General features: G+C 70.9%; 12 protein-coding genes. 6 read left to right on the top strand and 6 right to left on the bottom strand.

The genetic code is table 11. The features are described 5' to 3' along the window. Positions 1-8 precede the first annotated feature (8 nt). Complete coding sequence (locus R0232_RS10705; protein ID WP_256222777.1) at positions 9-1,001, bottom strand: ABC transporter substrate-binding protein; 993 nt, start codon at positions 999-1,001, stop codon at positions 9-11. Positions 1,002-1,107: 106 nt separating this feature from the next. Here R0232_RS10705 and R0232_RS10700 point away from each other — a divergent pair, with 106 nt between their 5' ends. The 6 genes from R0232_RS10700 to R0232_RS10675 all read left to right on the top strand — a co-directional run bounded on the left by R0232_RS10700 (position 1,108) and on the right by R0232_RS10675 (position 6,523). Continuing rightward, on the top strand, positions 1,108-1,800 hold the full coding sequence (locus R0232_RS10700; protein ID WP_431512089.1) for a TetR family transcriptional regulator: 693 nt from the start codon (positions 1,108-1,110) through the stop codon (positions 1,798-1,800). 101 nt (positions 1,801-1,901) lie between these two features. After that, positions 1,902-2,717, top strand: a complete 816-nt coding sequence (locus R0232_RS10695; RefSeq protein ID WP_093349229.1) for an ABC transporter permease — start codon at positions 1,902-1,904, stop codon at positions 2,715-2,717. Then, a complete protein-coding gene (locus tag R0232_RS10690) occupies positions 2,714-3,766 on the top strand; it encodes an NAD-dependent epimerase/dehydratase family protein (protein WP_431512088.1) in 1,053 nt (350 codons plus the stop codon). The genes R0232_RS10695 and R0232_RS10690 overlap by 4 nt, the downstream gene beginning before the upstream one ends. 11 nt (positions 3,767-3,777) lie before the next feature. Then, complete coding sequence (locus R0232_RS10685; protein ID WP_431512087.1) at positions 3,778-4,647, top strand: GNAT family N-acetyltransferase; 870 nt, start codon at positions 3,778-3,780, stop codon at positions 4,645-4,647. Between the two features lie 11 nt (positions 4,648-4,658). Beyond that, positions 4,659-5,726 carry a dihydrodipicolinate synthase family protein gene (locus R0232_RS10680; RefSeq protein WP_431512086.1) on the top strand — a complete coding sequence of 356 codons (1,068 nt, stop codon included), beginning with the start codon at positions 4,659-4,661 and terminating at the stop codon, positions 5,724-5,726. After that, on the top strand, positions 5,723-6,523 hold the full coding sequence (locus tag R0232_RS10675) for an ABC transporter ATP-binding protein (RefSeq protein ID WP_431512085.1): 801 nt from the start codon (positions 5,723-5,725) through the stop codon (positions 6,521-6,523). Before R0232_RS10680 ends, R0232_RS10675 begins: the two co-directional genes overlap by 4 nt. Before the next feature lie 11 nt (positions 6,524-6,534). On the opposite strand, the gene R0232_RS10670 is transcribed toward R0232_RS10675, so the two are convergent. From R0232_RS10670 to R0232_RS10650, 5 genes are all read right to left on the bottom strand, one after another. Then, positions 6,535-7,551, bottom strand: coding sequence for an XdhC family protein (locus R0232_RS10670; RefSeq protein WP_203205057.1), 1,017 nt, complete (start codon positions 7,549-7,551; stop codon positions 6,535-6,537). 39 nt (positions 7,552-7,590) lie between these two features. After that, positions 7,591-8,262: a CoxG family protein gene (locus R0232_RS10665; protein WP_431512084.1), complete on the bottom strand. Its 672-nt coding sequence runs from the start codon at positions 8,260-8,262 to the stop codon at positions 7,591-7,593. A 48-nt stretch (positions 8,263-8,310) separates the two neighbouring features. Next, complete coding sequence (locus R0232_RS10660; protein WP_431512083.1) at positions 8,311-9,513, bottom strand: vWA domain-containing protein; 1,203 nt, start codon at positions 9,511-9,513, stop codon at positions 8,311-8,313. A 12-nt stretch (positions 9,514-9,525) separates the two neighbouring features. Continuing rightward, the gene (locus R0232_RS10655; RefSeq protein WP_203205054.1) at positions 9,526-10,431 is read right to left on the bottom strand and encodes an AAA family ATPase; all 906 of its coding nucleotides are present in this window, start codon (positions 10,429-10,431) and stop codon (positions 9,526-9,528) included. Positions 10,432-10,616: 185 nt separating this feature from the next. Then, on the bottom strand, positions 10,617-11,408 hold the full coding sequence (locus R0232_RS10650; RefSeq protein ID WP_093349206.1) for an FAD binding domain-containing protein: 792 nt from the start codon (positions 11,406-11,408) through the stop codon (positions 10,617-10,619). Positions 11,409-11,420: the final 12 nt, after the last annotated feature.

Below are 11,420 nucleotides of genomic sequence, written 5' to 3'. Positions count from 1 at the left end.
CGCGGCGCTCAGGGCGCCATGCGCACGCTCTTGTCGAGGAAGTCGTTGCTGAACAGCAGCGCGGGGTCGTAGGGCTTCTCGATGCCGATCAGCGACGAGACCAGCTCGTAGTCGGCCTTCACGCGCGCGCCATCGAAGGCGCCGAGCGCCACCTTGGTGGTGGTGTCGTCGCGCATCAGCTGCTTGATGCGTTCCCACTGGTCGCGCTGGTTGTCGGGCGACAGGCCGCTCACGCTCGCGGTCAGCGCCTGCAGGCAGGGCGCGAAGTCCTTCACGCAGGCCTCGTAGGCGCGCTGCGTGACGGCGACGAACTTCTTCACCTGCTCGGGCTTCTTCGCGAGGTAGGCGCCGTTGACGATCAGCGAGTTGCCGTAGACGTTCACGCCCGCGCCGCGCCAGGGCTGGAAGCCGAGGTCGTCGCCGAACTCGCGCACCTTGAGGTCGTGCTCGTTGTAGAAGTCGCTGATGATGTCGACCGACTTGCTCTTGAGCGCCGCCACCTTGGCCTGCGGGCTCACGTTGACGAAGCTCACGCTGGCCGGATCGAGCCCGGTCTTCTTGGCGAAGGCCGGCCACATCAGGCGCGCGGCGTCGCCCGGCGGGTTGCCGATCTTGCGGCCCGCGAAGTCCTTCGGCCCCTGGATGCCCGAGGACTTGAGCCAGTAGAAGCCCTGCGGGCTGTTGGCGTAGATCACCATCAGCGCCTTCACGTCGGCGCCCTTGCCGCGCGCCTGGATGGTGGTCGGCAGGTCGGAGATGCCGAGCTCGCTGCCGCCCGTGCCCACGCGCTGCGCCGACACGGCCGAGCCCTTGCCGGCCTCGATGTTGAGGTCGATGCCGGCCTCCGAATACCAGCCCTTGGACTTGGCGTAGTAGAGCGGCGCATGGTCCGCCGTGGGCGTCCAGTTGAGCATCAGGCTCATGGAATCGGCGGCGAATGCCGCGGGGCCCTGCAGCGCGAGAACGGCGGCGGCGCCAGCCACCGACAACAGCTTTTTCATGCAGCTCACTCCAAAAGAAGGTACAAACAGATCCTGAAATTCATATTACCAACTGTTTGGTTGACAGGCAATCGAAGCCTTCCCGCCCTGGAGACAGAATCCGACCATGCCTTCCGCCACCTCCCGCAAGTCCGCCGCCGCGCCCGCCGCCACACCGGCGGCCGCAGCCCCCGTCGCCACGCGCCGCGAGCGCGACCCCGTCGCCGCCAAACAGGCGCTGATCGCCGCCGCGGTCGCCGAGTTCGCGGCCAAGGGCTTCGCGGGCGCGCGCGTCGACGAGATCGCCTCCGCCGCGGGCGTGAACAAGCAGCTCGTCTACCACTACTTCGAGAGCAAGCAGGGGCTGTACCTGGTGGCGCTCGAATCGGTCTATGCCGAGATCCGCGAGAAGGAACAGAAGCTCGAGCTCGGCGCGCTCGAGCCGCGCGAGGCGATGGCGCAGCTGGTGGCCTTCTCCTTCGATTACCTGGCCGAGCATCCCGAGTTCATCGCCATGCTGGCCGACGAGAACCGCAACCGCGGCGAGCATCTGCACGAGTCGGAGCGGCTGCAGAAGATGCACTCGCCCTTCATCGAGATGCTCGAGGCCACGCTCGAGCGCGGCGTGGCCGCGGGCGTGTTCCGCGCCGACTTCGACGCGATCAATCTCTACATCTCGATCGCCGGCATCTCCTACTTCTTCTTCTCGAACAACCACACGCTGTCGGCCATCTTCGGCACGCCGCTCGACGCGCGCGGCGCGCTGCTCAAGCGCCGGCGCCACGTGATCGAGTTCGCGCTCAACGCGCTGCGGCCCTGAGCGCCCGCGGCCCTCGCGCCGCTTTTTATCAACTAGTTGGTTGACTCGATCGTCGAGCCTGCCTATGATCCGCCGCATTGTTTCCTTCCACAGGAATTGAGATGACGGCATCCGACGGCGCCTCCCCGCCCACCGCAAGCTCCGCGCCGCTGTCCGGCGAACGCCCCGCCTGGCAGCGTTGGGCCGTGGTGGTCGCGGTACACGTCGCGGCCGTGCTGCTGTGGGAGTTCGCGGTGCGCGCCTTCCAGATCCAGCCCTTCGTGCTGCCGGCGCCGTCGAAGGTGCTCGCCACCCTGGCCAATCCGCAGCACGCCTGGCTCATGAACACCGGCGTCACCGCGCTCGAGGTGTTCGGCGGCTACGTGCTGGGCCTGGTGCTCGGCATCCTCTGCGCGCTGCTGTTCGTCACCAGCCGGCGGCTGATGCTGGTGGCCTTCCCGCTGCTGGTCACGCTCAACATGATCCCGAAGGTGGCGATGGGCCCGCTGGTGATCGTGTGGTTCAGCTACGGCATCGGACCGAACATCCTGATCACCTTCAGCCTGTGCTTCTTCCCGATCCTGCTGACCACCATCCGCGGCCTCAACGAGACCGAGCCCGAGCTGCTCGACCTGGTGCGCGCGCTCAAGGGTTCGCGCTGGCAGCTGTTCCGCTACATCCAGCTGCCGGGCTCGCTGCCCTACGTGTTCTCGGGCATGAAGGTCGCCACCATCCTCGCGGTCGCGGGTGCGGTGGTGGGCGAGTTCATCGCGTCGGAGCGCGGCCTGGGCTACCTGATGATCCAGGTGCAGGCCTCGCTCGACACCCCCGCGGTCTTCATGGCCGTGCTCCTCATCACCGGCCTGGGCGTGCTGCTCTACCTGCTGGTGCTGCTGCTGGAGCGCCTCTTCATCACCCAGGACGCCCGAATCCAATGAACACCACCACGCCCGTGCTCGACGACCTCCCCTTCCCCGAACGCTTCGACACCGAGGCCACGCTCGAGGACTACCTCGCCACGCCCTCGCGCGACCTGCTGCGCGACATGGCGCGCATCGACGGCGACCTGATGGTGCTCGGCGTCGGCGGCAAGATGGGCCCGACGCTCGCGCGGCTGGCGAAGAACGCGATGCCGGGCCGGCGCGTGATCGCGGTGGCGCGCTTCAGCGAGGCCGGCGTGCGCGAGGCGCTCGAGGCGCACGGCATCGAGACCCTGGCCTGCGACCTGCTCGACGCCGAGGCGATCGCGAAGCTGCCGCGCACGCCCAACGTGGTCTTCATGGCCGGGCGCAAGTTCGGCGCCGATGCCGACAACCCGCTGACCTGGGCCATGAACGCGCACGTGCCCGCGCTGGTGGCGCAGCACTTCAGCGGCTCGCGCATCGTGGCCTTCTCCACCGCCTGCGTCTATCCCTTCGTGCCGGTGATCGGCCAGGGCGCGCACGAGAGCGAGGCGCCCAATCCGCCCGGCGAATACGCCAACTCCTGCGTGGGCCGCGAGCGCATGTTCGAGTACTTCTCGCAGCGCCACGGCACGCCGGGCCGGCTGTTCCGCCTGAGCTACGCCATCGACCTGCGCTACGGCGTGCTGGCCGACGTGGCCGGCAAGGTCTGGCGCGGCGAGCCGGTGGACGTGACCATGGGCCACGTCAACGTGATCTGGCAGGGCGACGCCAACGCGCAGGCGCTGCGCTGCCTCGCGGCCGCGACGGTGCCGACCTCGCCGCTCAACGTGAGCGGCCCCGAGACCACCTCGATCCGCTGGCTGGCCGAGGAGTTCGGCCGCCGCTTCGGCAAGCCGGTGCAGATCGCGGGCAGCGAGGCGCCCACCGCCTGGCTCATGAACACCGGCGAGGCCGAGCGCCTGTTCGGCTATCCGCGCGTGCCGCTGTCGCAGCTCGTGGGCTGGGTCGCCGACTGGATCGCGCGCGAGCAGCGCCAGTACGGCAAGCCGACCAAGTTCGAATCGCGCGACGGCAAGTACTGAAGGAAGACACCGTGCCCGCCACCGCCCTCGTCGAAACGCTGGACGCGCTCTCGCCGCGCGACCTGCCGCAGCTGGACGCGCTGGTCGCGGCCAGCGGCTGGAACCAGCTCGCGGCGGACTGGCGGCTGTTCGAGCGGCTCGGCAGCGTGCATGCGATACGCGATGGTGAAGGAACGATCGTCGCGAGCGGCGCGGTGCTGCCGCTGGAGCACGCGGCCGATGCGCCGCGCAACCAGCCCGGCGCCGCCTGGATCAGCATGATCCTCGTGGCCCCCGCCGCGCGCGGGCAAGGCCTGGGCCGCGCGGTGTTCGCGCACTGCCTCGAGCGCGTGCGCGCGCAGGGCCGCGTCGCGATGCTCGATGCCACGCCGCAGGGCGAGCCGCTCTATGCGAGCTTCGGTTTCGCACCGCTGTGGCGGCTCACGCGCTGGCGCCGCGAGGCGCTCGCGCAGGCGGCAGATGCGGCGCCGGTCGACCGGCCCGATGCCGCACCGCTTGCCGCGCTCGACACCGAGGCCCTGGGCCTCGCCCGCCCCCGGGTGCTCGCCGACCTGCTCGCGCGCGCCGGCAGCCGCTGCGTGCGCGACGGCCTGGCCTTCGCCCTCGTGCGCGAAGGCCGCGTCGCCCATCACATCGGCCCGCTGCTCGCGGCCGACGAAGCCCATGCCCGCGTGCTGCTGCCGCGCGCGCTCGCGGGCCTCGCCGGCCCGGTGCTGATCGACGTGCCCGACGGCCGCGCGCAGCTCGCGCAGGCACTGCGCGCCGCGGGCTTCGAACCCCAGCGCGGCTTCGCGCGCATGGCGCTGCCGCCCGCGGGTGCGGCGGCGTCGGCCGGTCATCCCTCGTTCATCCACGCCATTGCCGGCCCCGAGTTCGGCTGAGGACTTCGCACATGCCATTGAACCGCTCCGACCTGCCCGCCGACGTGCTCGCGCTGCTCGCCAAGGGCACCGTGATCCCGGCCCATCCGCTCGCGCTCGATGCCGGGCGCCGCTTCGATCGCCGGCGCCAGCGCGCGCTGACGCGCTACTACGTCGATGCCGGCGCGGGCGGGCTCGCGGTCGGCGTGCACACCACGCAGTTCGCGATCCGCGAGCGCGGCCTCTATGCCGAGGTGCTCGAGGCCGCCATGGCCGACCGCCTGGCCTGGAGCGACCAGCCGATGGCGATGATCGCCGGCCTCTGCGGCCCGACCTCGCAGGCGAGCGCCGAGGCGCGCACCGCCGTCTCGCTCGGCTACCACGCGGGCCTGCTGAGCCTGGCCGCGCTGGCCGACGCCTCGGAAGACGCGCTGATCGCCCACTGCGAGGCGGTCGCGCAAGAGATCCCGCTGATCGGCTTCTACCTGCAGACCGTGGTCGGCGGCCCGGTGCTGTCGAGCGACTTCTGGCGCCGCTTCGCCTCGATCCCGAACGTGCTCGCGATCAAGGTCGCGCCCTTCAACCGCTACCGCACCATCGACGTGGTGCGCGGCGTGGTCGAGGCGCGCGCCGAGGAGCGCGTGTTCCTCTACACCGGCAACGACGACCACATCGTGCTCGACCTCGCCCTGCCCTTCGCGGCCATGCGCGACGGCGCGCCGGTGCAGGTGCGTTTTCGCGGCGGGCTGCTGGGCCACTGGTCGGTCTGGACCGCGGGCGCGGTGCAGCTGCTCGCACGCATCCAGGCCGAGCTGGCGGCCGGCCAGGGCACGCTGGGCCCCGAGCTGCTCGCGCTCGACGCGCGCGTGACCGACTGCAACGCCGCCTTCTTCGACGTGGCGAACAACTTCCACGGCTGCATCGCGGGCTGCCACGAGGTGCTGCGGCGCCAGGGCCTGCTCGAGGGCATCTGGTGCCTCGACCCGGCCGAGGGGCTGGGCGCGGGCCAGTCGGCGGAGATCGACCGCGTGTACGCCGCGCACGGCGACCTCGCCGACGATGCCTTCGTGCGCGACAACCTCGCACGGTGGCTCGCATGACCGAGGCCGCCGTTCGCAAGGAGGCCCGAGCGGAGGTCGAAGTGCCGCTGATCCGCATGCGCGGCCTGCGCAAGGTCTATCGCCGCCGCGACCAGGAGTTCCTCGCGGTCTCCGACGTCACGATGGACATCCATGCGGGCGACATGGTGTCGCTGGTCGGCCCCTCGGGCTGCGGCAAGTCGACGCTGCTGAAGATCCTCGCGGGCCTGCACGGCCACGACGGCGGCACGCTGGAGATCGGCGGCGGCCAGGCCTTCGAGCCGGGCCGCGACGTGGGCATGGTGTTCCAGCAGCCGCTGCTGCTGAAGTGGCGCACCATCCTCGAGAACGTGCTGCTGCCGGCCGACATCCTCGGCCTCGACCGCAAGGCCGCGACGCAACGCGCGCACGAACTGCTCGAGATGGTCGGCCTCGCGGGCTTCGCCGACAAGCGGCCCTACGAGCTCTCGGGCGGCATGCAGCAGCGCGCCGCGATCGCGCGCGCGCTGATCCACGAACCGAAGCTGGTGCTGATGGACGAGCCCTTCGGCGCGCTCGACGCGCTCACGCGCGAGAAGATGAACCTCGAGATGCTGCGGATCTGGGAACGCAGCCGCACCACCTTCGTGGTGGTCACGCACAGCATCCAGGAGGCGGTGTTCCTCGGCTCGCACTGCGCGGTGCTCACCGCGGGGCCGGCGCGCATGGCCGACTTCTTTCCGATCGAGCTGCCCGCGCCGCGCACGCTGCACATCAAGACCAGCGCCGAGTTCGGCCTCTACGTGCGGCGCATCTACGACCTGCTCGGGGTCGAGTAGAACGCAGCGGCTCAGGCCGGCAGCAGCCGTTCCTTGGCGCGCGCCACTTCCATCTCGCGCGGCAGCGGCACGGCGTTCTTCACCGCGAGGATCTCCGCCATCACGCTGACCGCGATCTCGGGCGGCGTCTTGCTGCCGATGTAGATGCCGATCGGACCGCGCAGCCGCGCCAGCGATTCGGCGGTCTGGTCGAAGTGCTCGATCATGCGGTCGCGCCGCGCATCGGCATTGCGGCGCGAACCGATGGCGCCGACGTAGAAGGCGTCGCTCTGCAGCGCCTCGAGCAGCGCGAGGTCGTCGAGCTTGGGGTCGTGCGTGAGCGCCACCACGCAGCTGCGGCGGTCGGGCCGGAAGGCCAGCACCGCGTCGTCGGGCATCTCGGTGGTGATCTGCACGCCCGGCAGCGACCAGGCGGTGCGGTACTCGGCGCGCGGATCGCACAAGGTGACCGCGAAGCCGCTGAACTTGGCCATGGTCGCGAGGTACTCGGCGAGCTGGCCGGCGCCGATCAGCAGCATGCGGTACTCGGGGCCGAAGGTGTTGGCGAGCTCGGTGTCGTTGACCGTGAGTTCGTCGGGCGCCTTCGCTTCCTCGAGCCGCACCACGCCCGTGGCCAACTCGACGGTGCGCCGCATCAGCCGGCCCTGCTCGAGCTGCGACACCAGCGTGTCGAGCGCCCCCGCGTCGGGCGCGTACTCGAGCAGCAGCTCGAGCGTGCCGCCGCAGGGCAGGCCGAAGCGGTGCGCCTCGTCGGCCGTGATGCCGTACTTCACCAGCGCGGGCGGCGCGCCCAGCGGCACCTCCTCGGCCTGGCCGTGGGCATGGCTGTAGCGCGCGATCAGGTCGTCCTCGATGCAGCCGCCCGAGACCGACCCGACCACCGCGCCGTCTTCGGCCAGCGCCATGATCGAGCCCACGGGCCGCGGCGACGAGCCCCAGGTGCGCACCACCGTGGTCAGCAGCGCGCGCTTGCCGGCACGCCGCCAGTCGCGCAGCGTGCGCAGCACCATCACGTCGAGGTTTTCCATCGCGTCTTCTTTCGTGGGAGCCGGAGCCTGGCGGCCGTCTCAGCCGCCGCTGGAGGAATCGCCGCCCGTGCCGGGCTCGGCGTCCTTGTCCGATTTCTTGCCGAGGCCGATCTTCTTCATGAAGCCGGCCACCGCGCCGGTCTTCTCGGCCGGCGCTTCCGCATTCTCGGGCGCGGCGGCCGGCGGCGGGCCGTAGCGGCTTTGCATTTCGGCTTCGAAGCGCTTGAAGAAATCGTCGGCCGTGGACTTGGCCGCGCCGTCGATCAGGCGCTGGCCGAGCTGGGCGATCTTGCCGCCGACCTGGGCCTGCACGGTGTAGTCGAGCTCGCAGCCGACCGGGGCGGCGGCGGGCGCGCTCTCCGCACCCTCGGCCACGGGGGCGTCCACGGGCGCCGCCGCCGGTGCGGCATCGGCCAGTGGCCGCAAGGTCACGCTCGACGAGCCCTTGGCAAAGCCGGCCACGCCGCCCTGCCCTTCGAAGGTGAGCTTGTAGCCGTCGGGCGCGACGATGTCCGAGAGCATCACCTTGCCGCTGAACTTGGCCGACACCGGGCCGATCTTGACCGCGAGGCCCACGCTGTAGGTGTTCTCGCCCGTCAGCTCGAACTTGTCGCAGCCGGGAATGCACTTCTTGAGCGTTTCCGGGTCGTTGAGCGCCTCCCAGGCCTGTTGCTGGGTGATGGCGAGCCGGCGGTTACCAAGCATTTCCATGGTGGTCTTTCCTTCTTGTGATCCTGTCCCGTCGCGGCCGGGAGAACGCTAGCGTCCCGACCGCATCAGCGCCGCGAGACTCGCGGCCAGCTGTTCGAGTGCGCTGAGATTGTGAACCGCGAGCATCGCGTCCGCATGGCGGTGCAGCACGCCGGCCCCACGCGCCAAAGGGGCGTAGCCCTCGAAGCGCAGCAGCGGGTTGAGCCACAGCAGCCGGCGCGAATGGCGTTTCAGCCACTGCAACTCCTGCGCGAGCTGGGCCGGCTCGCCGGTGTCGAGCCCGTCGCTGATCACCAGCACCAGCGTGCGGCGGCCGGTCAGCCGGCGCGCGTGGCGCTGGCGCAGCTCGGCCAGCGAGCTGCCGAGCCGCGTGCCGCCCGCGAAATCGTCGATCGCGAGGCTGGCCGCGGCCAGCATGTCGTCGGTGTCGGCCAGCCGGAAGGCCGGCGTGAGGTCGGTCAGCCCGGTGCCGAAGGCGAACACGTCGCGCCGGCCCGCGCGCCGCGTGGCCGCGTGCAGGAAGGCCAGCAGCAGCCGCGCATAGCGCTCCATCGAGCCCGAGACGTCGACCAGCACCAGCAGCGGCAGCGGCTGTTCGCACCGCGCCAGCCGCGGCAGCCGCAGCATCTCGCCGCCGGTGCGCGCCGCCTCGTGCAGCACGCCGGGCCAGTGCATGCGCGCATGGCGGCCGCTCTCGCCGGCCGGGCGCAGGCGCCGCGTCGGCAGCCGCGGCACCGGCAGCGAGATGTCGCGCGCGAGCCGCTCGACCAGCCGGTATTCGGCCGCGCCCAGCGCATTGAAATCGGCATGGTGCAGCCGCTGGCGATCGCTCGCGGTCATGGCGGCGTCGAACTCGACCTCCTTGTCGGGCAGCACGGCCAACGGCGGCTTGTGCGGATCGCGCGGCGCGGCCAGCGCCTCGCGCACGCGCGGCCGGCGCTTCGAGGGCTCGGCCTTGCCTTCCGCGCTCGGCAGCATCTGCGCGAGCAGCTTGTTGGCGAGCTCGGGGTCGCGGAACCAGGCGTCGAACAGCTCGCGGAACACCAGCCGGTCCTGCTCGCGGCTGACCATCACGGCCTCGAGCGCGGCGCTGAGGTCGATCCTGCGCTCCACGCCGACCAGCGTGGCGGCCTCCTCGGCCAGCGCGATGCGCGCGGCGTCGGTGCGCACGCCCGCGCGACGCAGCGCCCGGCCGAAGGCGGCGATGTTGCCGGCCAGCTTGCCGGTGCGGGCGTCGCCTAGTTGCTGCATCGCGGCCTCATCTCACGCGCCGGCCTGCTCCGGTTCCGGCTTCAGCAGCTCGCTCGCCAGCTCGCGCGTCAGCGCCGCCACGTCGTCGCGCTGCTTGAACAGGATGCCGGCGGTGTCGGACACCACCTCGGGATCGAGCTCGACCGTGTCGAGCGCGATCAGCGCGCGCGCCCACTCCACGCTCTCGGCAATGCCGGGCGCGCGCTGGAAGGCGTTGACGAAGGGCGCGCTGCGCAGGCGGGCCGCGAAGTCGGCCACCTGCGCCGACAGCTTCTCGCCCACGCCCGGCACCTGGGCACGCACGATGGCCAGTTCGCGTTCGCGCTCGGGATAGTCGAGCCAGTGGTAGAGACAGCGCCGCTTCACGGCGTCGTTGAGTTCGCGCGTGCGGTTGCTCGTGAGGATGGTGACCGGCGCCACCTCGGCGCGGATGGTGCCGAGCTCGGGAATGCTGACCTGGTACTCGCCGAGGTACTCGAGCAGGAAGGCCTCGAAGGGCTCGTCGGCGCGGTCGACCTCGTCGATCAGCAGCACCGCGCCCGGGGCCGGCGCCTGCAGCGCCTGCAGCAGCGGGCGGCGGATCAGGTAATGCGGCTGGTAGACCTCGGCCTCGACGTCGCGCACCGCGCCCGAGGCCTCGACCGCGCGCATGTGCAGCAGCTGCGCCGCGTAGTTCCACTCGTAGAGCGCCTCGCGCTGCTCGAGGCCGTCGTAGCACTGCAGCCGCAGCAGCTCGCGCTGCAGCGCCTTGGCCAGCGCCTTCGCGAGTTCGGTCTTGCCCACGCCGGGCTCGCCCTCGAGCAGCAGCGGACGCTGCAGCTTCAGCGCGAGGAACACGGCGGTCGCGAGCCGGCGGTCGGCGTAGTAGCCGGCGCGCAGCAGGCCGTCGGTGAGGGAGTCGATGGTCTCGAAGGTCATGGCCTAGGGTAATGCACGGCCGCAGGGAGGACGCCGGGAAGCGGACATCCGGACGCAGAGGACGCGAAGGTTTCGCGAAGGGCGCGAAAGGGAAACCGAAAAACTTCTTCGGATGTTCTTTTGCGCCCTTCGCGAAACCTTCGCGTTCTTCGCGTCCGGTCAGCCCGTGTTCGACGGCTGCTGGATCAGCCCAGCGCCTTCGTCACCGCGCGCTGCGTCAGCACGTTGATCAGGTTGGCGCGGTAGGCGGCCGTGGCGTGCAGGTCGGTGTTGAGCTCGCTCGCGTCGATCTTCACGCCGGCCGCCGCGGCCGCGGTGAAGCTCTTGTTGAGCGCATCCTCGAGCCCCGCGTGCCGGAACACGCCGTTGCCCGCGCCGGTGATGGCCACGCGCACGCCGCTGTCGTACTGCGCGAGGAACACGCCGACCAGCGGGAAATGCGAGGCCTTCTGGCGCAGCTTCTCGTAGACCGCGCGCTTCGGGATCGGGAAGCGGATCGCGGTGATCAGCTCGCCGTCCTCGAGCGCGGTGGTGAACAGGCCCAGGAAGAAATCGTCGGCCGCGATCTCGCGCTTGGTGGTGATCACGGTCGCGCCCGATCCCAGCACCGCGCTCGGATAGCAGGCGGCCGGATCGTTGTTGGCCACCGAGCCGCCGATGGTGCCCATCGCGCGCACCTGCCGGTCGCCGATGCGCGAGGCCAGGTCGGCCAGCGCCGGGAAGGCGGCCTTCACCTCGGCGTTGTTGGCCACGTCGAGGTGGCGCGACATGGCACCGATGACGATGGCATCGCCATCCTTCCTGATGCCGGTGAGTTCCTTGATGCCGCCGAGGTCGACGAGCTGTTCGGGCGCCGACAGGCGCAGCTTCATCGAGGCCAGCAGGGTCTGGCCGCCCGCCAGGGGCTTGCCGCCGGCTTCTGCCAGCTTGACGGCGTCGGCCAGGGCCGCGGGCCGTTCGAACGTGAAGGCGTACATGGGGTGGTTCCT

It is taken from the genome of Variovorax sp. DAIF25 (genome assembly GCF_050711835.1).
In the GTDB taxonomy this organism is placed as follows: domain Bacteria; phylum Pseudomonadota; class Gammaproteobacteria; order Burkholderiales; family Burkholderiaceae_C; genus Variovorax.
Note: the sequence above shows the minus strand (reverse complement) of the source record. Positions and strands in the feature narration are given on the sequence as shown.